The following is a 24,421-nucleotide window of genomic DNA, read 5'->3' on the forward strand; positions in this document are numbered from 1 at the left end:
CAGTTCTCACCGGAATGCCAGTTTCACCCAGGGGCTTTGCGGGTCGCTGAGCAGCAGCTCCATGCCCTGCTGCATGCTGGTCATCACGTCTTCATCAATACCATTCCATACGCACCTGGCAAACTGGTAGGAAACGGAAAGCTGTTTCCAGGAAACGTACATGTTGCGGATAGGCTCCGCGCAACGTTCAATGAAGGATAAAGCTTCCTCCCGGATAAGATAACCGGCGTCGAACCCGCCCCGGCTGAGGTTGATAATGCGGGCATAGTCCCAGATCAGCATTTCGGGCTGTGTATCCGGCTGTATCAGTTTCCGCTCCCTGTACAGCTCAAGCGCGTCGCGCATATTGCGGAGCCGCTCCAGGGCCGTTTCTTCTTCGATCTTGTTAGAGGCTACATATTCCCGGAGAAAGGCCTTGCTTTCCTTGATGGAAACGGTATTCATGGCCTGCCAGATAATATCGTACTGGATGCGGTGGCCTTCGTTGATCAGCCAGGCGAGGGTTTCGGTAAGCTCTTCCTTGCTGTCTATATCCCACCATTGGGAAAGGAGTTCCCTGCAGTCCTGCCGGGTAAGGCCCGTGGTAAGGTCGTTGAGGTACTGGCCGTTCATCATGGCCAGGTCTGCCCCGCAGGCAATGGCCCATTGCTGCTCCGGCGTGAGGGTGCTTCCGGGGTTCAGCAATATTTGCTTCGGCTCTCCGGGAGATGGGGCTTCCGCATCGTCGCCGGTGAACATGGCATTAAATTGCTGGATGTTCTGGCTGAACTGGTTGAGCTGGCTGGCCCAGGCGCTGGAAAACTGCATGGACTGCTCCATCTGTTTCCGGTACATGTCTATGGCTTCCTCGCTCATTCCCATGGCCTTGAGGGATTGCAGGTATTGCTCGATGTTATTAAGAGGGTTCATGGATGGATCAGGATATTTTGGATTGCAGGGCCGCCGCCACTTCTGCTTCCAGCTTGTTCCATGAAGGCAGCAGCGCCAGGCGGGTAACGAAATTGCCGAACACGGTACGGTCCAGGACCATATTGGGTACGATACCATCCACGTCCAGGATATTTTTCTTTTCATTCACAAATACACCCACGCCGATCATCCCGGATTTTTTGATAAGCAGGCAGTTCTTAGGGCCGGATAAGTTCACAGACCAGCGGTCGTGCACAATATCGCAGCTGTATTTGCCGGACAGTTGCTGCTGGATGATGGCATGCAGCTCCTGCAGGGAGGGCGGTGATTGTTTTAGTTGTAATGTCATAGAAATGGAATTTAAGTGTGAGTGGTGGTTGTAACACGAAAGTAGTAATCTGCCATCCCTGAAGCGGGCAGCTTTCAGATACGCCGGGTATTTTTTGAAATCCGCCTGCTTTGGGGCCGGATTTGATCAGGGGGAGCAGGTAATCTCTCTGGCTCCGGGAGAATTACCAATGAGAAATGGCCCCCGCAGGGGCCATTCAAGTTGTCAAACATGCATCATCAAAAGTGTATCTGAGGTTGATCTTAGACCTGTAAGTGATTGTTTTGGTGTATGTACTGAAATACCGGCAAGGGGTGAGGATGGGATGAGATCAAGAGTTTCCTGTTACGGAAACTCTTGATGAATAAATGGTTGGTTTATGGCGTTGATCGAGAAACTAATGGTTTGCCCCCGGCCGGAAATTTATTATCTTCCGGCTGAAATATTTTCAATCTAAATTCAAAAATGTTTTTCATATTTACTGCGATTTGGGAGAAAACCGTAAAAAATACGGCAAATGCCGGAATTCAGGTTTTTTTCAATAGAAAAGACCAACCGCGTATCGAAAACTCCGAATTTCTTCCGGCGCGCAGCTTAATCTTTTAAACGATGAAGGATCTGGACCCTACCGATATTGAGATTTTACGGTTGCTGCAAAAGAATGCAGAACTGACCAACAAGGAAATTTCGTACAAGCTCCACAAATCCGTGGCCACCATTCATGAGCGCACCAGGAGGCTGAAAGAGCAGGGATATATCCGGCGGGTGGTTGCCATCCTGGACAGGAAGAAAGTGGACAAGAGCCTGATCGCTTTCAGCCATGTATTGCTGAAAGACCATTCGGCCAATACCCTGAGCTCGTTTGAAAAGGAGGTCGTGAAATTCCCCGAAGTAATGGAATGTTTCCAGATGACGGGCACCTTTGACTTTATCCTGCGCATTGCCACGACAGATATGGACGCTTACCATGTTTTCTACCGGAAACTGGCGACGTTGCCCAATATCACCACCGTGCAGAGTTTCTTTGTGCTATCAGAAACAAAAAGCGACACCGCTTACCCGATATAACCCTCGTTGCAGACCGCCCCGTCTGCCTGCCCCCGCATGCTGAACAAAAAAAGCATCGTTATTGTCCCCGTTTTGAAATGCCGGTCGTTATCAGGGGAACCACAAAATTTAAACTAATGAAAAGTGCCTTGCATATTGTTTCCAGTGCACGGGGAAGCCAGTCGTACAGCAGAGGGCTGAGCGCTGCTATTGTTAAGAAATTGAAAGACAGGAATGAAATAGGAGCGGTAGTGGAGCGCGACCTCACCGGAGAATTCCCTCCTTTCCTGGATCAGGCTTTGATCGGGGAATTTTATAAGCATCCTGAAACGGTCGGGGAAGAAGGAAAGCGGCTGCTGAAATATTCCAATGCCATTTTCAATGAGATCAGCAACGCCGATGTTATCGTTATCAGCACGCCTATGCATAACCTGGGGATGTCCGCTCCCTTGAAAGCCTGGATGGACCAGCTTGTCCGTTTTGGACTCACCTACGTTTACGACAGCGATGGCATGAGATCAGGCCGCCTGCAAAACAAGAAAGTATACCTGGCCATTGCTTCCGGGGGGCAATTATCCCAGTGGCCCGATGGGTACGAGTTTATTGAATCCTACGTCAAAGCTGTGTTTAGCGCGTATGTTGGGATTACAGACGTTTGTACGTTCAGGGTGGAAGGTACCGCGGGGAACAATTTTACGGCAGATTACGAAGACATTATACAAAGCCTGTAGGGGCAAAAGGGCAGGAGAGCATCTTACGAACCTGGCGAAGGCTCAGCTGTGCGCCTCCGCCGGGTTCGGCTCGTTTTTCTGCTGCATCAGCTGCTGGAATTCCGGGACGTAGCCGTTGCCCCAGGCATCCATCGCATTGATGACGGGCATGAGGGACAGGCCGAAGTCCGTCAGGAAGTATTCCACGTGCGGCGGTAGTTCGGGGTAGATCTCCTTGCCGATGATGCCATGGAATTCCAGTTCCTTCAGCTGCAGGTTCAGCACGCGGCGTGTGGCAGTGGGCACTTTCCGGTGAAGCTCGCTGGGCCGCCGTACCCCGCTGCTGATCAGGAACAGCAGGTATGATTTCCATTTGCCGCCGATGATCTCCATCAGCACGGAAAATCCGCAGCTAAAGTCTTTCGGGATCTTCTTCTCATACATATCTTCTCACGTTTTATACCAGCAAAAATAGGCGTATGGCCCTGAACGGACAAGGATAAAATTATCCCTATCCGAATAAAATCCCCCGTATTGTTATGCGTTCCGGGATCCCGGAATTTTGTTCAGCAGAAATGATACGGCAATGTCCGCATCAATTCCGCAGGAATGATTTTTTTAATAAAATAAAACAGGCATAACATGCAGGAAAAAATTCTGATGATAGGATTAGGGGCTATGGGTTCGGTATTGGCCCGGTTACTACAGGAAAAAGGAAAAAAAGTAACGGTCTGGAACCGTTCGGAAGCAAAAGCCAAACCGCTCACCGCGATAGGCGCGGCCTACACGGCAGATATCAGCAAGGCAGTGGCGGAGAACGACATCATCCTGGTATGTGTGCTGGATTATGCGGCTACAGAACAGGTGTTGCAGGGCGTTTCGCTGGAAGGCAAAACGGTAGTGCAGTTCAGCACCGGCACCCCGCAGGACGCGCGGCTGATGGCTGCTTCGCTCAGCGCCCGCGGCGCGGCCTACCTGGACGGCGCCATCCTGGCCACTCCTTCACAAATGGGCGCCGAACAAACACCGATTTTCCTCTCCGGCAGCCAGGAAGCGTGGACAACCGCGGGAGATGCGCTGCGCATCCTGGGCGGCACGCTTATCTACCTCGGCGAAGCTCCCGGAGCTGCTTCGGCATGGGACATTGCCGCGCTCTCCAGCATGTTCGGCATGATGATCGGCTTCCTGAACGGCGCCCGCATCATCGAGTCAGAAGGCATGCAGGTGGCCGACCTCGGGAATATGATCCTCAACGTTGCGCCGGTGCTGGGGCAAATGGTCAAAGATACGGCAGATGATATCCAGGCGGAAAGATACAGCAACCCTGAAAGCTCGCTGGATATCTGCCTCGGCACCTTCGACCTCATGTTGCGCCTCGCCGCAGATAACAAGCTGGACGGCGGTTTTGCCAGCTTCGGGCAGCAGCTTTTCCGCAAAGCGCAGGATGCGGGGTATGGGCAGGAAAGGATCTCGGCGTTGATGAAAACGCTCCGGTAATTGCAATAAAAAAGCAAAGCCCCCGTTTACCGGGGGCCTGCCTGTAATTATTCACTGATCTTACAATCAAACGAGATCGAACCTGTCAAGGTTCATCACTTTGGTCCACGCTGCCACAAAATCTTTCACGAATTTATCGTTGCCGTCTGCGCTGCCGTACACTTCTGCGATCGCTCTCAGCTCTGAGTTGGAGCCGATCACCAGGTCAGCACGGGTGGCAGTCCATTTTGTTTTGCCGGTGGCGCGGTCGCTGCCTTCATACAATTCTTTGTCTTCGGAAGCCGCTTTCCATGCGGTGTTCATGTCCAGCAGGTTGATAAAGAAGTCGTTGGTCAGCAGGCCGGGGCGGGAGGTGAAAACGCCATGCGGGGAGCCATCGTAATTAGCGTTCAGCACGCGCAGGCCGCCTATCAGTACTGTCAGCTCTGGCGCAGTAAGGGTGAGCAATTGCGCCTTATCTATGAGCAAAGCCTCGGTGGCTATATGCGATCTGGATTTGCGATAGTTGCGGAAGCCGTCCGCAACGGGCTCCAGGTAACCTACTGATTCAACGTCGGTCTGTTCCTGCGAAGCATCCATGCGGCCGGGTGTAAAAGGAACGGTAATGGCTTGTCCCGCATCTTTCGCCGCTGCTTCAACAGCTGCGCTGCCGGCCAGTACGATCAGGTCTGCCAGCGAAACCTTTTTGCCATCTTTCTGCGCGGCATTAAATTCCTTTTGAATGCTCTCCAGCTTATCCAATACTTTTTGCAGCTGCGGCGGGTTGTTCACCGGCCAGAATTTCTGCGGGGCCAGCCGGATGCGCGCGCCGTTTGCGCCACCGCGTTTGTCGGAGCCACGGAAGGTGGAAGCGGAAGCCCATGCTGTGGATACCAGTTCGGATATGGTCAGCCCGGAAGCGAGCACTTTTGCCTTCAATGCCGCGATATCACTGTCATTCACCAATGCATGATCCACCGCGGGGATGGGATCCTGCCAGAGCAGCTCTTCTGCCGGCACATCGGGCCCCAGGTAACGGGCGCGGGGGCCCATATCGCGATGCGTTAATTTGAACCATGCGCGGGCGAAGGCATCTGCAAACGCATCAGGATTTTCGAGGAAGCGCCTGGATATTTTTTCGTAAACGGGATCGAACCTTAAAGCCAGGTCGGTGGTAAGCATGGTGGGCAAATGCTTTTTGGAACCGTCGTACGCGTCGGGAATGATGCTCTCAGCATCTTTGGCTACCCACTGGTGCGCGCCGGCGGGACTTTTCGTAAGCTGCCATTCGAAGCTGAACAGGTTCTCGAAGAAGTTATTGCTCCATTGGGTGGGAGTTTTGGTCCATATTACTTCCAGGCCGCTGGTGATGGTATCGGCGCCTTTGCCGGAACCGAAAGCGTTTTTCCAGCCCAGGCCCTGCTGTTCCAGTCCGGCGGCTTCGGGCTCGCTGCCTACGTTGCTGGAAGGGGCTGCGCCGTGGGTTTTGCCAAAGCTGTGCCCGCCTGCTATCAATGCAACTGTTTCTTCATCGTTCATGGCCATGCGGCCGAAAGTATCGCGGATATCTTTAGCGGCGGCAATAGGGTCGGGGTTACCGTCGGGGCCTTCGGGATTCACGTAGATCAGCCCCATCTGCACGGCTGCGAGCGGTTTTTCCAGGTTGCGTGAATGAACTTGACCGTCTGCATCGTCGTCTGACGACACCACGCCATGTTCTTTCGGCACGCCTTCGGAACCATGGGCATAACGGATATCGCCGCCCAGCCAGGTGGTTTCAGAGCCCCAGTACACATCTTCATCGGGTTCCCATACGTCCGGGCGGCCGCCGGCAAAGCCGAAGGTCTTAAAGCCCATCGATTCCAGGGCAATGTTACCGGTGAGGATCAGCAGGTCTGCCCAGGAGAGCTTGTTGCCATATTTTTGTTTGATGGGCCAAAGCAGCCTGCGGGCTTTATCGAGACTCACGTTATCAGGCCAGCTGTTCAGCGGGGCAAAACGTTGCTGCCCTGCGCCTGCGCCGCCACGGCCGTCCCACACGCGGTAGGTGCCCGCGCTGTGCCAGGCCATGCGGATGAACAGGGGGCCGTAATGCCCGAAGTCTGCCGGCCACCAGTCCTGCGAGTCCGTCATGAGCGCATGAAGGTCTTTTTTCACTGCTTCCAGATCGAGGCTTTTAAAGGCTTCTGCATAATTAAAATCTTCACCCATCGGATCGGATTTGGAAGAGTGCTGGCGCAGGATGCCCAGCTTCAGCTGGTTAGGCCACCAGTCCCGGTTCCTGGTGCCTCCGCCGCCTACGTTCTGCTTCATGCTGCCATTATGAAAAGGGCATTTGCTGATGTCGTTCGATTCTTTTCCCATTGTATAAGTTTAATTAATTGAATAAACAGTCGCCCACACCTTGTGGTTGTGCAGATGAGTAAAATTACCGTATTGATTCCATAATTAAAATCTATTGATTTTATGTTTTGATAGGTAAAATCTATTTAATGGAAGTGTTTTAGCAGTGCGGATCGTTATTAATGATAAGATAACATTCCATTTATATTTTTACGCCTCCAACCGGAAACCTCCATTTATGAACGCGACTTCCAGTGATGATGATAAGGAACTGTTTAAGCTGATCGGCCTTGGCGATGCCGGCGCTTTCAATGAATTGTACGACCGGTACTGGAAGCTCCTCCTGCAGCTGGCGGAAAAAAAGACGGGCGATACGGGCGATGCCAAAGATATCGTACAGGAGCTGTTTGTAGACCTCTGGAACCGCCGTGCCAGGCTGGAGATCAGGGGGGCGGCACGAACCTATATGATATCCGCGTTGTACCTGAAAATTTTCCGGTATTTCCGTGTCAAAGGATTCCGGTCCATCCATTACCGGCATTTTGAGGAATACCTGGCGCAAACCGGTCAGAACACGGAGCCGGCGCATACCGGCGCTTACTTGGAGGAAAATGAACCGGGCCGGATGGCGGACATCCTTGAGGCCACAATTGCCGGAATGCCGCGGCAGATGAAAAAAGTATTCACCCTGAAACATTTCCGGCAATACAGCAACAGTGAAATCGCCGCGGAACTGGGCATCAGCATCCATACCGTAAAAAATCATCTCAAAGAAGGCGTCTCACGGCTGCGCAAGGCGGGCGAGGCCTCCGGTTGTTACCCCTTGCTTCTTTTATGCGTAATGAACTGAATTGCGCCGCTTTCGAAGAGTTCATATTAAGTTAACACAAAACAACTAGCCCCTTTAGCCACTTTGTGGAACTACCCGGTATATGGAACCTGGAAAAAAGGAACTGGACCGGTTATTCCGGCGATTCATGGAAGGCGACTGCACGCCTGAAGAAACGGAATTGCTCTGGCAATGGTTTTGGCTGCTGGACCTGCGCTCGCAGGATTTGCTGCGCAGCAGGCAGCAGGAAGATGTTATCCGCGAAGAAATGCGCAGCACCATTATGGCCAAGATCAATCCCCGGAAGCCGGCGCGTATACGGGGATGGCAGCTGGCCGCTGCCGCAATGCTGGCAGGCCTTATTGTGAGCCTCGCCTTATTTATCCCGGGGATAGGGCCGGATAAAAAACACCTGGCGGAAAATGTAATTGTCAACGACACTGCCGCCGTTATATCGTTTTACCTGCCTGACAGCAGCCGGGTGATATTAAGCCGGTCTTCCCGCCTGACCTGGAAAGAAGACTTTGATGCCATGGAAAGGCGGGTAACGTTATCGGGGGAAGGATATTTTGATGTTCATCCCAACCAGTCGCATCCCTTCATTGTGGAAAGCAACGGTATTGAAACCAGGGCGTTGGGCACCGCCTTTACCATAGAAGCTTATGAAGGGGAAACGGAAACCAGGGTGTTGCTGCTGCAGGGAAAGGTGGAAGTGGCCGGCCGGCAAAAAATATTTCAACCTGCTTTACTGGAGCCCGGCCAGCTGCTGCGATACCGTCGTCATCAAAAAGATATACAGGTAGAAAAGATCACGGTGAGCGATCCGCTTGCGTGGACCAGGGGAGGAATGACCTTCAACAGCCTCCCGTTGTCTGAAGCGCTGGACAGGCTGGCGCGGCGCTATTCCATCATTATCCGGTACGATCCGGGCAGGCTGAAAGGGAAAATGGTGAGCGGCAGCTTTCACAACGCTTCCTGGGAAAAGCTCCTGCAGGGCATTCTCTTCGTTCACGGCCTCCGTTACAGGGTCGCCGGCGGCTTCATACAAATAGCGGAATAGAATTTATGTATTTACAAAAAAAGGAGGTGCTACCAACACCTCCCTTAAAAACTCGTATCAACACAAGTATTTATGAACCACAATTTTAGCATTTTCCGGGCAAAGTGCCAACTGAGGCTGCGCAAAGCGCTGCATGCCTTATCGCTGGCCGCCTTCTTTTTTTTGCCGGCGCGGGGGCAATTGAACAGCTTAACGGAGAAGATAACCCTTGATCTCCGCGAAACCACTGCGAAGCGCATCATTGAAGAAGCAGACCGGCAAAGCAGTCATGCTTTCCTGTTTGCGCCGGAAATACTGGACCGTGTCAATATCAGGCATTTTACTGTAAAAGAACAGCCGCTGGGCAAGGTACTTGAGTTGTTGCAGCAAAAGCACGGCCTGCTGTTCTCCGTTTCAGACGGAAATATTTATGTAAGGCAGGGCCAGGCCGATACGCAGGCGCCCGTGCAGGAGAAAGAATCCGGTAGCTTAAGGGGGAAAATTATAGACGAAGAGAATGGCCAGCCCATTATCGGGGCAACGGTCCGCATTGGCGCAACCGGCACCACCACCAATGAAAACGGGCAGTTCAGCATCAGGCTTCCGGCAGGCAGATATACGGCTGTGCTCAGTTCCATAGGCTATGGCCCGAAAGAGATCGGCGGGGTGGAGATCAGGAGCAACCAGGTGTTTACGCTCAACGCAACGCTGAAGCAAAAAAAAGGTAACCTGGCCACGGTAGTGGTAAGGTCTTCGGCCCGCAGGGAAGGGGTGAATGCGCTTTACAGCCGCCAGAAAAACGCCGGTACCGTTACGGACGGCATCTCGGCGGAACAGATCGCCCGTACACCAGACAACAATATGGGCCAGGCGCTCAAGCGCATCAGCGGCGTCACTACGGTAGACAACAAATATGTGATCGTACGCGGGTTGAGCGAACGTTACAACCAGGCGATGCTGGACGGCATCGTCATCCCCAGCACAAGTATGAACAAAAGGAACTTTTCGTTCGATATCATTCCTACCGAGATGGTCAGCAATGTAGTGGTGAACAAAACCGCCACGCCCGACATGTCCTCGGAATTTTCCGGCGGGCAGGTATCCGTCAATACGCTGGACATCCCTTCCGAAAGCTTCACTACTATTACCATCGGCACCGGCTGGAACTCGCAAACCACCGGCAAGGATTTTTACCGCCTCGGCAAGCTCGGCACGGGCCAGTACCTTGGTTTCGATAACCCGGGCAACAAGCTGCCGGATAACATGAAAGCGTGGTACTGGCATAACAACGTGAATGTGCCCCCTCCCGGAATCCCTGGACAGACGGACGATCTTCCCCTGATCCCGGAAGAGGGAAGTGCGCCCTATAGCAGCCTGGATGCTGTAGCACAGAGCAAACGCATCAGCGCTGACGCACTGAAACTGCAGCGATACAAGGGAAGGCCCAATCAGCAATACCGTATTTCCTTAGGGCGTGTATATGATCTGAAGCGGAATGCCCGCATCGGTTTTGTTGCTGGCTTGCACCTGAGGAATGAGCAGAATATTGTAGACTTTAACAACGTACGCGGCGCGGAAGACTCAAAGAATTTTATGGACAGTACCGGGTATGCCGCTAACGGACCTGGCAGGTCTTACCGCTTCAACAGCACTTCAGGCGCCATTGCCAACATTGGTTTTCAGAACGACCGCCTGCGGCTGGGCCTGAAAAATATGTATACCCGCGTTTACAACGATTTCTATAACGAGTCCGAGCGCCTGGTCTATGGCGATCTTTCCACATCCTTACCCATGATCAGGCAGCAATACCAATTGCCCGAGTCCATGTCGCTCCGGCAGCACAAGCTGGAGGTCAGCTACCAGGTAGCGCCGAAATATCAACTGGATGCTTCAGCTTCCGTCAACTTCATCGAACAGCAGATCGTAGACGAGCGGAAATTGCAGCACAGGGCAACGGCATTGCTGGACGGCAAGCATTATTTCCACACGCCCAACCTGTATCTGGCAAGTTCCGCCGGTGTTTCCAATAACGTGAGGAGCGATTCACGGATGTGGACCAACGTGGATGAAACGGATTATAACTGGGCCACGTCGCTCACCCGCAGCTTTGGCAAGAGCGGCGTGTTCAGTACCCAGGTGAAAGCAGGATATATGGGCTGGCATAAACACAGGAAGGCAAGCGTATTCCGGATGCTGCCCATGACTGCCGGCAAAACATTGATTGAAACACCCTATGATGTGATCCTTTCCGAAGACCGCATCGGCGCTGGTGAAGGGCAGGCCTTTTACTGGGCGGAAAATATCAATGGCCCGATTTTCGACGGCGCTATGTCCAACCACGCTTTTTATGCCATGGCAGACCAGAAGCTCCGGGACAAGCTGCGCCTGGTATATGGTCTGCGGGCGGAATATTACAACTTGTCCAACCGGCAGGAGGATTATATAAAAAGAAGGTTCGGCTCGATCCCGGGTTATCTCAAATTGTTTTCTACCACGGGCGAAAAAGACTGGCGCCTGCTGCCTTCCGTCAATCTTATTTACAGCCTTACGCCACAAATGAATATCAGGGCTTCCTATTCACGCACGGCTATACGTCCTGATTTCAGGGAGACTTCTTATTTCGGGTTCTATGATCCCGAGCTGGATGCTAATATTTCCGGACGGCAACTGGTGTCTACACTGGTGGACAATATAGATCTGCGGTATGAATGGTACCCCGGCCCGGGTGAGATCATCTCTGTTTCCGCTTTTTACAAGTATATGGACAAGCCTACGGAGCTGGTAGCCAACAGCCAGCTGTCCGGCCAGTATGCATTTCAGAACCAGCATTCAGCCGTAAACCAGGGGCTGGAGCTTGAGATCAGGAAGTCCTTTGGATTCCTGCCGGGGAAAAAGTGGCTTCAGGACCTGTTCATATTCGGAAACGGCACCCTGGTCAAATCGAAAGTGGAAGTGATGTCTTTCCCCATAGTAGAAATGGTGGATGGGGAAGAGGTGACTATTTCCAAGCGGCTGCCGGGGCAAAGCCGTCCTTTGCTGGGGCAGTCTCCCTGGATACTGAACGCGGGCCTGGCCTATTGGGGCGAAAGCTTTGGCGCTACGGCCTCCTACAGCCAGCGGGGGTACCGGACCAATATTCCGGCAGACGTTCCCAACGCCGTAGAATATGAAATTGCGCCGCGTGGGCTGGACTTCCAGCTATACCTGCGTTTCTTCAAAAAAGCGGCCGAGCTGAAATTGAATGCCGCGAACCTGCTGAATGAATGGAACATTTACTACACCAATACAAGAGCCTATGAGCAGGATCCCGCGGACGGCAGCAAATGGCTGCGGGTGCGGGGGAATGACGACTACAACAAACAGGACGGCGACGTGATCAAATTCCGCTCCCGCAGCGGCAGGCGTTTCAGCATGTCTCTCACTTATAATTTTTAATCCTGAGGTATGAAAAAAAGATATTTAGCACTGTTTGTTTCTTTGACGATGTTTGCAGCCACCGGCTGCCAGAAGGGCGAAACCGCTGTGGAGGCTGTGCCGGACATTGCCGATCTCCACATCCGGAACTACGATTTCAACCAATTGGAGCTTCTGAGCAACGGCCAGCCGGCGTTTGCCAGGAATACTTCCAGCTTCAAGGTACTCAGCGGCAAAAACACATTGGCCCTTGTGAATAAAGAAACCGGGGATACGTTGTTTGAACAGGAATTTGACATACAGAAAAAGGATACGCTATACCTGTTACTACCGTCCGCGCAGATGGCGAGCCTGCTGAGAAGCAACCAGGGCGGCGAGCCGCAGCCCGGCAAGGACAGTATAAAGCTGAAGGTCATGAACTTCACCAGCCTGTTGCCTGAAGGCCAGCCGGTGAACCTGGAATTCCGTCAGGCCATCGGGTATGACTGGGACTCGGGAGGTGATATTTACAGCGACAAGCCGGATACCATTTTCAATGTTACCGTTTCCACGGAAAGTTATGCGACGCTGGCCGCACCGGAGATACCGGACTATGGCACCTTTGGCGGTTTTCGTGTCACGTTCCTGGATTCCAACAATCAACCCATCCTGAAAGACGGCTTCCCGGTACATATCATCTTTGCTGCGGAGGGATACCTGGCGGAGAATGGAACTTTTATCAATCCCGCCCGGATCTATACCAGTTACCTGACGGACAACGATATTTATCTCCTGGAAACCCAATGGGCAGGCCAATTCGTCCACCTGTTCCTGAATTAAGGGGCTGCCGGCAGCGAGCTGTCCTCAAAGGCTTTAAGTTTCGGCTTAAAGCCTTTTTAGTTTTTATGCCGTACTCATGTTGCCTCACCCGCTCCATCAGCCCATACATTTGCGGGATTATTTACACGGCGGGGGATGCCTTTTCAATAATTTTATTACATTGGCGATAATTCAACCAGCATACCGCATCCCACGTTTCAGGCATGTACGACCGTTCACACACAGACAAAAGGTTATTTCAGTTAATTGCCGAAGGCGACGAAGCCGCTTTCCGCGAGCTGTTCCATGCCTATGTGCCACAGTTGCAGCCGCTGGTGATGCACCTCACCAAAACGGCGTCCGTAACGGAAGATATCATCCAGGAAACGTTCTTAAGGGTATGGCTCAGCCGCGACAAGCTGCCGGCTATCGAAAATCCGCGTTCCTGGCTGCTGCGTATCCTCTTTTACCAGTCGTTCACCTGGCTGCGCCGCCGGAACGTGCACTACAAAGCCCTGGACGCCATGGCATACGGTGAAGACGAAATGCGGAGCACCACGGAGGAAGCGGTGGCCTATGCAGCCATGCTGAGGCTGGTGGGAGAGGCGGTGCAGCAGCTGCCCGCGCAGGCAAAGAAGATCTACAAGCTCAGCCGCGAAAACGGCCTCCGCATCCCTGAAATAGCCGCACAGCTCGGTCTGTCTCCCAATACCGTAAAAAATTCCCTCGTGCGCTCCCTGCAGGCCATCCGGCGGCATATGGAGGCGGGCGGGTACTGGCTGCCGCTGGCGTTGTTATGGTTCCTGCCGGCTGCGTTGATATTTTAATGTTACGCCCGGCCGCTATCATGGCTCATTTCACTTACCTTAAATTTTTTTTCCTTTCAATGGGTCCTAAATATCCGGTGGCGCGTCTGTTCTTATGAAAGCGCCACATAAACTGAAAAACGATACCAAAATTGACTACCCAAGAACGTATAGCCGTACTTCTTAAAAAAGCTGCGGACGCCACGGCCACAGCGGAAGAATTACAGGAACTCGCCGATCTCGTGCAGCACGATCCCTCCGGGGAGCGCTCGCTGGAGATAGAAGCGCTGCTGCGCAACGACGCAGCGCCCGGCCAGGCATACGATAAAGCACACTGGAACAGGCTGGCAGACAATATCCTGGAGGCAGACCGCCCCCAGCCGGCAAAAGTAATACCCTGGCGCATCCGTGCCTGGGCAGCGGCCGTGGTGCTGATCGTCGCATCCTCCGCAACTTTCTGGCTGCTGCGCAGGCCGGCCCCCGTGCAGGGGCCTGTAGCGGCGGCGCAACCGCAAAAAGACATCGCCCCCGGCGGCAACAGGGCCGTGCTCACGCTGAGTGACGGCACCGAAATATCGTTGGACAGCGCGGGCAATGGCGTACTGGCCCAACAGGGCAGCGCCAAGGTGATCAAAACCGGCAACGGGGAATTACAATACGATGCGCCGCAGAACGGCGGCCAGCCGGTCTTTAACAAGATCGCCACTCCCCGTGGCGGGCAATACACCATTACATTGCCGGACGGCAGCCGCGTATGGCTGAATGCTTCCAGCAGCTTGCGTTACCCCGCTGTTTTTAACGGCGGCGGCAGGGTAGTGGAGCTGGAAGGGGAAGCTTATTTTGAAGTGGCAAAACAGGCAGGCCGGTCTTTTGTCGTGAAAGTGGATGAGATGGAAGTAAAAGTGCTCGGCACACATTTCAATATTATGGCGTACAACGATGAGCCGGCTGTGAAGACCACCCTGCTGGAAGGCGTGGTGGAAGTAAAGAAGGCCGGTCTCGCCAGGAAGCTGAAACCCGGTCAGGGCGCCAGTCTTCACCGCCAGAGCGGCACGCTCGAACTGCTGCCCGAGGTGAACACCGAAGAAGCGGTGGCCTGGAAGAACGGTTTCATCCAGTTCGAAGGCAACGACATCCGCTCCGCCATGCGCCAGATTGCGCGCTGGTACGATGTGGAGGTAGTATACAAAGGCAATGTGCCCGCGCACTTCAGGGGCATTGTGCCAAGGAATGTGCCCGTATCGCAGGTATTAAAAATGCTGGAACTGACAGGAGAAGTTCATTTCGAGATAGGAGACAGGCAAATTATTGTATCACCGTAAAAAACGCAGCGGTCAACCAAATTACAACGTTATGAGTCCCTGAACTATGATACCACGATGGCCCAAATAAATGCCGGAAGCGTTCGTACCGCTCCCGGCGGGGTTTGGGTGCATCAACCAACAATCGTTTCGCAATTATTATTTAATTACCCATAACCGTACAAATGTATGCTTTTTTCCCAAAGCAGGCCCCGGTATGCCCGGCGGCTGAGGATTCCGCGATTATCAGCAAAAACGTTACTGATCATGAAATTGATAGTGCTATTGATGACCACCGCCTTACTGGAGGTACATGCAGCAGGGTTTGCACAGACCGTGTCCATCTCTGCCCGCAGCACTTCCCTGGAAAAGGTCTTTAAGGAGATCAGGAAACAAACGGGGTATACCTTCCTGTATACGGACGAGCAGCTGTTCCACGCCCGCGCTTTCAGCCTGGAGCTGAAAAACGTGCCGCTGAAAGAAGCGCTCGACCAGTGTTTTGAAAACCAGCCGCTGCACTATACGATAGAGAACAAGACCATCGTGGTGAAACGCAAGCCCGCCCCGGTAAGCGACGCCGCCGTTGCCGCCGATGTGGTGGTAAAGGGAAAGGTAACGGACGATAAAGGGGAGCCTCTGCCGGGCGTTACCGTACAGGTGAAAGGGACTTCCCGCGGGGTAACCAGTAACGCCAACGGGGAATACAGCATTGAAGTACCGGGCCCGGACGCCGTGCTCATCGTGTCTTCCATCGGTTACGACCGCAGGGAGGTGCCGGTAGGCGGCAACGCGGAACTGAATATCACCCTCAACGTATCGGCCTCAAAAATAGCAGAGCTGGTGGTGGTAGGTTATGGCGAACAAAAAAGAGGTTCGCTGACCAGCTCCATTTCTTCGCTTTCGGCCAAGGACTTTGAAGCCCAACCCGTGAACCGCCTGGACCAGGTGTTGCAGGGCCGCGTAACCGGCGTACAGGTAACGAATTCCGCCGGCTCGCCCGGTGGCGCGGTGCGCATCCGTATCAGGGGCGCCAACTCCATCAACGGCGATAACGGTCCCATCTATGTGGTGGACGGTTTCGTGGGCGCGGAATTTTTTTCCATCAACCCGGACGATATCGAATCCATCCAGGTGCTGAAAGATGCGGCGGCTACCGCGATCTACGGCAGCAGGGGCTCCAACGGCGTTATTCTCGTTACCACCAGGAAAGGCAGTAAAGGCGGCATGAAAGTGAATTTCACCACCCGCCTCTCCAGCTCCCAGGTCATCAAAAAAATGGACCTGCTCAACGCTGAGGAATTTGCCACCACTGTAAACGAACGCGCCACCGCGCTGGGCACCGCCAAACCTTTTACGGATGAGCAGATAGACGGCTACCGCCAAAACGGGGGCACAGACTGGCAGGATGAGATATTCCGCACTGCCCTCGGCCAGGAATACATGCTGAGCCTCTCCGGCGGCAATGATAAAAGCGGCTACTTCATTTCCGGTAACTACCTGGACCAGGACGGCGTGATCAATAATTCCAACTACAAACGTTACACGCTCCGCTCCAATATCAATTCAAGGCTTACGAATAAAATTTCCACTTTCCTCAATATCACCGGCTCCTATAGCCTGGCGCAAAATGTGGATATCCCGGCAGACGGCCCCCACAGCCCGCTCGCACAGGCCGCGACCTGGTCGCCGACCGTGCCCGTGCGCAAGGCGGACGGTACCTATACCGCAACCGACCCTGTAGGCTCCGTGTTCTTCAACCCGGTAGCGCTCACCACCGAGCAGCTGTCTGTGCGCGAACGCATGCTGGCCAACGCCATCGGCGGGTTCAAGTTCGACGATGTGGCGGTGCCGGGCTTGTCGCTCAGCATCCAGTACGGCGCGAACTATCTCGAGTACCAGGATAAATCTTTCGCCGGCAAAGTGATCAACTCCGGCACGGCTACAGCGGCCCTCCGTACCAACAAGGAAACGAAGCTGCAGAACACCAATATTATTAACTACCGGAGAACATTCAATGGTCACAGCATTGATGCAACGGGAGTAGTGGAATACCAGCAGACCGTGTACAGCTACATGTCTGCCGGCGCGTCTAACCTGGTGTATGAATCTTTCCACTGGAATAACCTCACGCAGGGCACGGCCGGCAGTCCGGGCTCGGGCTATTCCAAAGGAGCCATTTTCTCCCTGGTGGGCCGTGTGAACTATGGCTATAAAGACCGTTACCTGTTATCGGCGGCAGTTCGCCGCGACGGTTCCTCCAAATTCTTAGGCGGCAATAAATTCGCTTATTTCCCTTCTTTCTCAGCGGGCTGGATCATCAGCCAGGAGCCGTTCATGAAAGACCAGGAGCTGTTCAGCAACCTGAAGCTGCGCGCCAGCTGGGGCTATACCGGCAACGACGGCGTTGGCCCGTACAGCACGTTCTCCGCCTATTCCAACAGGAACGCATCCTTCACGAACTCTACTTTCCAGAACGGCATCATCCTGGGCGTGATCGGCAATCCTGACCTGAAGTGGGAATCCACCGAACATCAGAACATCGGGATAGATGCTTCGCTGCTAAACGACCGCATCAGCATCAGTGCCGACTATTTCGTGAAAAATACCCGCGACCTGCTGCTGAATGAGAACCTGCCTATTTACCTGGGCGGCAACGTGATCACCCGCAACATAGGGTCGGTGCAGAACAAGGGCTGGGAATTTGCGGTGGAAGGCGATGTGATAGACCGTGGCTCTGTTACCTGGAACACGGGCGTGAATATTTCTTTCGTAAAAAATAACGTGCAGTCCACCGGTTCGAAGTCCATCATCTTCGACCCCAATAACCGCCGCATTGGTGGCGGCATGTCGCCGCAATCCGAGTTCGTGGTAATGGCGGGCCAGCCGCTGGGCGCTATCTGGGGCCTGCAATACCAGGGCACCTGGAAGCCGGGTGAAGAAACCGAGGCTGCCAGGTTCGGCGCCAAACCCGGCGATGCGAGATATAAGGATCTGAAGGAAGACGGGGTGATCGATGCGGGCGATTATGCCGTGATCGGCACGGGCATTCCCAGAACAACGCTGGGCTGGAACAACACCGTCAATTACCGGTCTTTTTCCCTCAATGTTTTTTTCCAGGGCATGTTCGGGTTCGACAAGCTCAACTACAACAATGCCGCGGCCATGTATCTCGGCGGCGACGCCAGGCAGGCCACGCTCCGCGATATCCTGGACCGGTACATCCCCGGTAAGAGCGAAACCTCCAACATACCGGCTTTCAGCTCCACCAATAAAAACTTCACGCAGTCTACCCGCTTCCTCGAAAAAGCAGATTTCCTGCGCCTGAAAAACATCAGTCTTTCCTACACCTTACCCAAACCGGTATTGAAGCATGTGGGACTGAAGGTGTTTGTGAGCGCTACCAATATGCTCACCTTTACCGATTACTCCGGCATCGATCCCGAAGCCAGCTCTTCGTCCGGCGATTTCAGGCAGGGGATAGACTATGGCTCGTACCCGAACGCAAAAACGATCACGGGCGGGTTTACATTGAATTTTTAAAGGTTTGATCCAAAAACAGCAATTCATGAAAAAGATATATTCCTTCGCACTTATCATCATATTGGCGGGCTGCAGCAAAGCCCTCGAAGAAAATCCACGCGGGCTGGTAATAGGCAGCGAGGGCCTGAGCAGCCAGGCCGGCCTGGAAGCCGCGCTCACTGGTGCTTACGGCAGCCTGATGGTTCCCTGGGAAAGTGGCTTCACGACCGTTTCGCAAATAGCCATGAGCATGGGGGCGGACGATCTTACCACGCATCCCGGTTCCAACAAGGAAGAGTTCAGGGAGTTCGACCGCTTCAACGTATCTTCCCTCAACAGCCGCATGACGCCTATCTGGCGCGGTTGTTACAAGGTGATACAATCCACCAACAACATCATCAACAATTATACGGCGGTGAAAGATGGCAACGAAGCAACGGTACGCGCCATCGTGGGCGAGGCGTATTTCCTGCGCGGACTTTGTTATTACTGGCTTACCCGCTACTGGGGCGCCGTGCCGCTGATACTCACCGAAAAATATACCTCCGACCAGCTGAGCATGCAGAAAAGCCAGCCGGCCGATATCTACAAACAGATCGAGGCGGACCTGCTGAAGGCGGAGGAATGGGTGCCCAATAACAAACGCGATCCGGGAAGGCCGAACAAAGGTTCCGTTAAAGCATTGCTGGCAGATGTGTATCTCACTGAAGCCGGATGGCCGCTGAAAGACCAGGGCAAATACGCGCTGGCCGCCGCGAAAGCGAAAGAAGTGATCGACAACAAAGGCGTGTATAAATTCGACCTGTACCAGGACGGCTTCCTGAAAATATTTGCGGGCGGTACCTCGGAGGATGTGTTCACCCTGTTCACCCGCGGGCAGTGGTCTACTTACAATTCCTTTTACGGCCTCTCCACCATGCCCGAAAATGAAGGCGGCTGGTCCGACTTCTTCCCCGAGCTGAACTTCTTCAACAACTTCCCTGCGGGCAGCAGGAAAGACGCTACTTTCTCCACCTCTTTCGTAGTGGGCGGCGTTACGATCCCCTGGCAGGAGGTTACAACAAAACACCCTTATTACAAAAAGTTCACCATCCAGAGCGGGCAGAAAGACACCTACATGTCTAACAACCCTGTGGTGATGATCCGTTATGCGCATGTGTTGCTGATCTATGCCGAAGCGCAGGCCAGGTCTGGCGCCGCTCCTTCGCCTGAAGCATATGCCGCCGTGAACGCTGTGCGCCTCCGCGCAGGGCTGGGAGAGCTTACGCCCGGATTGAACGGCGCCGCGTTCGCAGCGGCCGTGGTGAATGAAAGGGCCTGGGAATTCGCCGGTGAATGGAGCCGCTGGTTCGACCTCGTGCGCCTTGAGCAAGTGGAAGCGGCCAATGCTTCCAAAGATCCCGGCGACCTTACGCCCGGCCCGATCACGAAAGCAAAATACTGGCTGCCCATCCCTGGCGCGGATGCGCAGATGAACCCGAACCTTTGATCATTCCACATTTTCGCGATACAAACTTTTTCTTATGCAGCCCCGCGTGAAAGACGTTTCATGCGGGGCTACATAAGACTTCCAAGAGTAAATAATTCCACATGAAACCAGGCATGAAAGCCCTGCCGCCGGCGGGAGAGCTGCATGCGAGGTTGCGCAAGACTATCAGAACACTAATTATCCACTGATGAAAAACACCCGTTATGAAAAAACTTTTACTGCTCATCCTGGGCGGCCTGCTCTGCTGCAATATGCTGCAGGCCCAGTTCCTGCTGCTGGACGATTTTGAAGGCCACGGCCCGCTTTCCGGCAGATGGACCTATTACGCCGGGGCCAATGCCACAGGCAACGTATTGTTCAACGTGCCCAACCCGGCCCCTTCATCCATTAACCCCAGCTCGCATGTAGCGAAATTCACGAAAGACACGACCTGCTTCGAGTACATGAGCGCCAGCTGCGGCCTCACCACCACCTTCGACCTCAGCGGCGGCGGGGTGTTCAAAATGCTGGTGTACAGCAACGTGCGCGAAGAAGTGATGTTTAAGCTCCAACCCGGTAACGACTACACGAAAGCCGTGTTCTTTACCTACAAGATCAAGAACCTCAACCAGTGGGAAGAAGCCACCTTTAACTTCTCCAGCGTGGCGAACAGGACCGATTTCAACCGCATTGCCGTGCAGTTCATCGACGGCCGGAAAGCCAACGGTATCCTGTATTTCGACCTGGTGCAGGCGCCCAATCCCATCAACCTTACTTTCCGCAACACCAGCATCCCGATGGGGCAGGAACACGGAGCGGTGATACCGGTGGAAGTGAACGGCGCCGTTTTTAATGACACGCTCCTCCAATCGAACTGGAATGCGGAAAACCTGCCGCCGGGCGTAAGTATCGGCAACATTCAGCGCATGAACGATACGATCGCGAACATCGTGCTTGCCGGTAATTCCCCCGCCAACTATTCCCGCACTGTGCTCAAACTGACGGTAGCAGGGCAAGAGGTGGATGGCGCCAACGTTACATCCTACGCCGTAAAAGGCAATGCCATTTTTGACGGCAACCCCAACTGGACGATGATCTACAACGACGAATTCAACATCGACGGCCTGCCCGACCGCAGCAAATGGACGGTAGACCCCAAACCAAAAGCCTGGATCAACGGGGAGCAGCAGGTGTATACCGATACCACGCACGACAATGCGCGCGTGCGCAACGGCGACCTGGTGATCACCGGCAAGAGGGATTTCCCGAACGGAGGGACCACAGATCCATGGTCGTCCGCCCGCGTGATATCGCAGAACAAAATGGATTTCCTGTACGGCAAGGTGGAAGTGAGGGCCAAGCTGCCCAAAGCGAGAGGCTCCTGGCCCGCCATCTGGATGATGCCTACCAGCAGCGTATACGGCGGATGGCCGAAAAGCGGCGAGATAGATATCCTGGAACATATCGGGAACCAGCTCGGCAGGGTAATGTCCACCGTGCATACCGAAAACAACAACTGGCAGAACAACGGCCACCTTTCCGGCTACCGCATGTTCCCCGATGCGCATACCAATTACCATACGTATTCGCTGGAATGGTCGCCGGACTCGCTGGTGTTCACGTTCGACAGCCTGCATATTTACACCTACAGGAACCCGCATACCGACTGGAAAGACTGGCCTTTCGACCAGAAATTCCACATCATTCTCAACCTCGCCATCGGCGGAGGTATGGGCGGTACCATCGTACAGGCCGACTGGCCGGACAGCATGAACGTAGATTATGTGCGCGTATACCAGAAAGGCCTGGGCACGCCCTATCCCGATACCGTGATCGTAACGCCCGCCAACCAGCTGGTGCTGGAAGGCAAAACGCTGCAGTACACGGCCAAGGTGCTCGATCAGAACGGGCATGTGATGAACCTGTCGCCCCAGTGGAGCATTACCGGCGCAGGTAATACCATCACCAGCGGCGGACTCGCTACCCTGGATACTTCCGGCATTATTACAGCCACCGCCGTGCAGGATACCATATCGGTCAGCGGCTCGGCATACGTCAATGTGCGCACGCCCAACTACAAGCTTATTCCCGCAAGGATCGAAGCGGAAGCATTCGATAACTCCAACTCCTGCTGCACCGAGCCTACGCAGGACACCAGCGGTACGGTGAACGTAAGCTATATCGGCAAAGGCACCTGGTTTGAGTACGACATCGATGTGCCCGATACCAACAAGTACCGGTTACAGCTCAGGGCAGCGGTGAGCACGGCCACCAGCGCCAACATTTACCTGGACACCGTTTTGCTGGCTACCGTGAAGATGCCGGCAAGCGGAGGCTGGCAGAAGTGGATCACCGTATCCTCGCCCAAGATCAGGTTCAGGGAGGGCAAACAAACCATCCGCATCGTATCCAATGCATCCGGCTGGAACTACAACTGGCTGCGGATCGTGGATGCGGACAGCGTGGTGGTTTCCAGCGTGGCGGTAACGCCCGATTCCGTGACGCTTAAAAACGGCGAGACCCAGCAATACAGCGCCAAGGCTTTCGACCAGCGCGGCGATATCGTATCATTCACCCCTGAGTGGAAATTGCGCAATGGCGACACGGTGAATGCGATCGACCAGCAGGGCCTGTTCACAGCCGGCGATTCTACCGGCTGGTTTATGGTAAAAGCAAGGGACGAAGGCGTGACCGGCACTGCCATGGTGAAAGTAGTGCCTGTGCCCGTACTGACGCGGGTGGCCATTTCTCCGCGCAGCGCAACGGTGCCGGTAGATGCCTCCCAGTCGTTTTCCATCACCGGGTACGACCAGTTCGACAGCATTATGCCGATACCGGCGCAAAGCGCATGGGCGGTTACCGGGGCGCGCAACCGCGTTAGCGCTGCCGGCGTATTCACCGCGGGCGATTCCATCGGTACCTTTATGGTCACCTTCGCCAGCGGCGCAGCGAAAGATACCGTGTATGCCACCACGGCCTACACCTGCACGGTGAACGATCATTACGAGGCGGAATCCGCTTCGTCCGTAGCCGGCGGATCCAGCCTGCAGGCCTGCACAGACGTAGGCGGCGGCCAGAACTATACCAACCTGGCAAGCGGCCACCGCTTCACTTACAGCAATCTCAACGTGCCTTCTCAAAGCAAGTATACTTTCCGTATCAGGGTATCCACCACCTATCCCGCGGAAATGAGGCTGGTGCATAACAGCCAGACGTACGCTTCCATCAAAATACCCAACACCAGCGGTAAATGGGTGACCATTTCAGATACCGTTCACCTGCCCGCCCTCACGACCATGAACATCACCGTGGGTTCCGGCAGTCCGAAGTTCAACTGGTTCAGGATCGAGAACTGCGCGCCGGAAATAGTGCGGCTGGACATGAGCCCTGATACGGTGGATGTTACCAGCGGTAACGCGCAGCCGTTTATCTTGATGGCCTACGATTCAAGCAACACCCCGGTGATGCTGCCTGCCACGCAATGGACCACTACAGGGGCCAATAATACTATCAGCCCCACAGGTATGTTCAATGCCGGCGCAACCACCGGCAGCTACACGGTAACCGCGGCGCTGCGCGGCCTCAGCGTTTCAGCACTGGTAAACGTGGTGACTTCCACCTGTACCATCAATAACAAACGCGAAGCCGAAAGCTTCTCAACGCGGCACGCGGGCCCTTACCTGCAACCCTGCACGGACGTGGGCGGCGGACAGAATTTCGCCGGCCTGGCCGTGGGCCACTGGTTCTCCTACGATAATCTGAATGTGCCCGCAGCGGGCGTTTACACCGTCAGCGTGAGGGTCAACTCCACAGCGGCCGGGCAGATAGGCATTGGTTACTCGGGTGTTACATTCGGGCTGATAGACGTGCCCAATACCGGCGGCACCTGGCAAACGGTGAGAGACACCGTGACACTGCCCGCATCGGCTAATATCACCGTCAGCGTAAAAGCAGGCACGTTCAAATACAACTGGTTCAGCATCGATAACTGTAGTGCTATACCGGCTGAAAGCGCGCCGCTCCTCGCAGTAGCTTCCAAAATTCCTTTGCCGCAGCCGGAAGAGAAACGTCCCCAGGCTGTAAGGGCTTATCCCAACCCTGTTCTGGGCAACGTCACCATCGACCTGCCGGAAGGCTTCCGCACCGCCACCCTGTTTGACATACAGGGCCGCGTGATCAGGCAGTGGGGGATACGGCCGGGCGAAACCAGGCTGGTGAAAGACCTCGGCTTCCTGAAAGGCGGTTTCTACCTGATCAGGCTGGAAGGAACCGGGAATACGGAAATGATAAGGATCGTAAAACAATAACAGATAATCATCCGTGTAATCAAAAGGGCCGCCTCCCGGTTTGGAGGCGGCCCTTTTATTTGCTTCAAAAAGGCTTTACAATTTTATAACATCACTCTAAACACGGTTCCTTGTAGTTTTGCCCGCG

16 protein-coding genes are annotated in these 24,421 nt (G+C 54.2%); 12 read left to right on the plus strand and 4 right to left on the minus strand.

Features of this window, described 5'->3' with window-relative positions:
* Positions 1 to 6 precede the first annotated feature (6 nt).
* Together ACTJIK_RS14795 and ACTJIK_RS14800 are read right to left on the minus strand one after the other, a co-directional pair.
* Positions 7 to 909 carry a DUF1266 domain-containing protein gene (locus ACTJIK_RS14795; protein ID WP_440647374.1) on the minus strand — a complete coding sequence of 301 codons (903 nt, stop codon included), beginning with the start codon at positions 907 to 909 and terminating at the stop codon, positions 7 to 9.
* Between the two features lie 7 nt (positions 910 to 916).
* A complete protein-coding gene (locus ACTJIK_RS14800; RefSeq protein WP_440647376.1) occupies positions 917 to 1,258 on the minus strand; it encodes a hypothetical protein in 342 nt (113 codons plus the stop codon).
* 588 nt (positions 1,259 to 1,846) lie between these two features.
* Here ACTJIK_RS14800 and ACTJIK_RS14805 point away from each other — a divergent pair.
* Positions 1,847 to 2,305 carry an Lrp/AsnC family transcriptional regulator gene (locus tag ACTJIK_RS14805; protein WP_440647378.1) on the plus strand — a complete coding sequence of 153 codons (459 nt, stop codon included), beginning with the start codon at positions 1,847 to 1,849 and terminating at the stop codon, positions 2,303 to 2,305.
* Between the two features lie 116 nt (positions 2,306 to 2,421).
* Positions 2,422 to 3,015: an FMN-dependent NADH-azoreductase gene (locus ACTJIK_RS14810; protein WP_440647380.1), complete on the plus strand. Its 594-nt coding sequence runs from the start codon at positions 2,422 to 2,424 to the stop codon at positions 3,013 to 3,015.
* 42 nt (positions 3,016 to 3,057) lie between these two features.
* On the opposite strand, the gene ACTJIK_RS14815 is transcribed toward ACTJIK_RS14810, so the two are convergent.
* A complete protein-coding gene (locus ACTJIK_RS14815; RefSeq protein WP_440647382.1) occupies positions 3,058 to 3,438 on the minus strand; it encodes a winged helix-turn-helix transcriptional regulator in 381 nt (126 codons plus the stop codon).
* Between the two features lie 198 nt (positions 3,439 to 3,636).
* Here ACTJIK_RS14815 and ACTJIK_RS14820 point away from each other — a divergent pair, with 198 nt between their 5' ends.
* On the plus strand, positions 3,637 to 4,491 hold the full coding sequence (locus ACTJIK_RS14820) for an NAD(P)-dependent oxidoreductase (protein WP_440647384.1): 855 nt from the start codon (positions 3,637 to 3,639) through the stop codon (positions 4,489 to 4,491).
* A gap of 66 nt (positions 4,492 to 4,557) precedes the next feature.
* Here ACTJIK_RS14820 and katG read toward each other — a convergent pair whose 3' ends face one another.
* Positions 4,558 to 6,834 carry a catalase/peroxidase HPI gene (katG, locus tag ACTJIK_RS14825; RefSeq protein ID WP_440647386.1) on the minus strand — a complete coding sequence of 759 codons (2,277 nt, stop codon included), beginning with the start codon at positions 6,832 to 6,834 and terminating at the stop codon, positions 4,558 to 4,560.
* A gap of 217 nt (positions 6,835 to 7,051) precedes the next feature.
* Here katG and ACTJIK_RS14830 point away from each other — a divergent pair, with 217 nt between their 5' ends.
* The 9 genes from ACTJIK_RS14830 (at position 7,052) to ACTJIK_RS14870 (ending at position 24,294) form a co-directional block, all read left to right on the plus strand.
* Entirely contained in the window at positions 7,052 to 7,663 is a 612-nt protein-coding gene (locus ACTJIK_RS14830) for a sigma-70 family RNA polymerase sigma factor (protein ID WP_440647388.1), read from the plus strand.
* 82 nt (positions 7,664 to 7,745) lie between these two features.
* Positions 7,746 to 8,702, plus strand: a complete 957-nt coding sequence (locus ACTJIK_RS14835; protein WP_440647390.1) for a FecR family protein — start codon at positions 7,746 to 7,748, stop codon at positions 8,700 to 8,702.
* A 72-nt stretch (positions 8,703 to 8,774) separates the two neighbouring features.
* Entirely contained in the window at positions 8,775 to 12,116 is a 3,342-nt protein-coding gene (locus tag ACTJIK_RS14840; RefSeq protein ID WP_440647392.1) for a TonB-dependent receptor domain-containing protein, read from the plus strand.
* 9 nt (positions 12,117 to 12,125) lie between these two features.
* Positions 12,126 to 12,914 carry a hypothetical protein gene (locus tag ACTJIK_RS14845; protein WP_440647394.1) on the plus strand — a complete coding sequence of 263 codons (789 nt, stop codon included), beginning with the start codon at positions 12,126 to 12,128 and terminating at the stop codon, positions 12,912 to 12,914.
* Positions 12,915 to 13,117: 203 nt separating this feature from the next.
* Positions 13,118 to 13,720 (plus strand): RNA polymerase sigma factor, encoded by a 603-nt coding sequence (locus tag ACTJIK_RS14850; RefSeq protein ID WP_440647395.1) that lies wholly within the window; start codon positions 13,118 to 13,120, stop codon positions 13,718 to 13,720.
* 131 nt (positions 13,721 to 13,851) lie between these two features.
* Positions 13,852 to 15,021, plus strand: a complete 1,170-nt coding sequence (locus tag ACTJIK_RS14855; protein ID WP_440647397.1) for a FecR family protein — start codon at positions 13,852 to 13,854, stop codon at positions 15,019 to 15,021.
* A 246-nt stretch (positions 15,022 to 15,267) separates the two neighbouring features.
* Positions 15,268 to 18,540: a TonB-dependent receptor gene (locus ACTJIK_RS14860; protein WP_440647399.1), complete on the plus strand. Its 3,273-nt coding sequence runs from the start codon at positions 15,268 to 15,270 to the stop codon at positions 18,538 to 18,540.
* A 25-nt stretch (positions 18,541 to 18,565) separates the two neighbouring features.
* Entirely contained in the window at positions 18,566 to 20,008 is a 1,443-nt protein-coding gene (locus ACTJIK_RS14865; RefSeq protein WP_440647401.1) for a RagB/SusD family nutrient uptake outer membrane protein, read from the plus strand.
* Positions 20,009 to 20,211: 203 nt separating this feature from the next.
* The gene (locus ACTJIK_RS14870; protein ID WP_440647403.1) at positions 20,212 to 24,294 is read left to right on the plus strand and encodes a carbohydrate-binding protein; all 4,083 of its coding nucleotides are present in this window, start codon (positions 20,212 to 20,214) and stop codon (positions 24,292 to 24,294) included.
* Positions 24,295 to 24,421: the final 127 nt, after the last annotated feature.

The organism is Chitinophaga sp. 22620 (assembly GCF_052044405.1).
In the GTDB taxonomy this organism is placed as follows: domain Bacteria; phylum Bacteroidota; class Bacteroidia; order Chitinophagales; family Chitinophagaceae; genus Chitinophaga.

Bases quoted from the DNA above. Each gene is read 5' to 3' on its own strand.
- ACTJIK_RS14795 (WP_440647374.1), bottom strand. From the start codon at position 909: ATGAACCCTCTTAATAACATCGAGCAATACCTGCAATCCCTCAAGGCC.
- ACTJIK_RS14800 (WP_440647376.1), bottom strand. From the start codon at position 1,258: ATGACATTACAACTAAAACAATCACCGCCCTCCCTGCAGGAGCTGCAT.
- ACTJIK_RS14805 (WP_440647378.1), top strand. From the start codon at position 1,847: ATGAAGGATCTGGACCCTACCGATATTGAGATTTTACGGTTGCTGCAA.
- ACTJIK_RS14810 (WP_440647380.1), top strand. From the start codon at position 2,422: ATGAAAAGTGCCTTGCATATTGTTTCCAGTGCACGGGGAAGCCAGTCG.
- ACTJIK_RS14815 (WP_440647382.1), bottom strand. From the start codon at position 3,438: ATGTATGAGAAGAAGATCCCGAAAGACTTTAGCTGCGGATTTTCCGTG.
- ACTJIK_RS14820 (WP_440647384.1), top strand. From the start codon at position 3,637: ATGCAGGAAAAAATTCTGATGATAGGATTAGGGGCTATGGGTTCGGTA.
- katG (WP_440647386.1), bottom strand. From the start codon at position 6,834: ATGGGAAAAGAATCGAACGACATCAGCAAATGCCCTTTTCATAATGGC.
- ACTJIK_RS14830 (WP_440647388.1), top strand. From the start codon at position 7,052: ATGAACGCGACTTCCAGTGATGATGATAAGGAACTGTTTAAGCTGATC.
- ACTJIK_RS14835 (WP_440647390.1), top strand. From the start codon at position 7,746: ATGGAACCTGGAAAAAAGGAACTGGACCGGTTATTCCGGCGATTCATG.
- ACTJIK_RS14840 (WP_440647392.1), top strand. From the start codon at position 8,775: ATGAACCACAATTTTAGCATTTTCCGGGCAAAGTGCCAACTGAGGCTG.
- ACTJIK_RS14845 (WP_440647394.1), top strand. From the start codon at position 12,126: ATGAAAAAAAGATATTTAGCACTGTTTGTTTCTTTGACGATGTTTGCA.
- ACTJIK_RS14850 (WP_440647395.1), top strand. From the start codon at position 13,118: ATGTACGACCGTTCACACACAGACAAAAGGTTATTTCAGTTAATTGCC.
- ACTJIK_RS14860 (WP_440647399.1), top strand. From the start codon at position 15,268: ATGAAATTGATAGTGCTATTGATGACCACCGCCTTACTGGAGGTACAT.
- ACTJIK_RS14865 (WP_440647401.1), top strand. From the start codon at position 18,566: ATGAAAAAGATATATTCCTTCGCACTTATCATCATATTGGCGGGCTGC.
- ACTJIK_RS14870 (WP_440647403.1), top strand. From the start codon at position 20,212: ATGAAAAAACTTTTACTGCTCATCCTGGGCGGCCTGCTCTGCTGCAAT.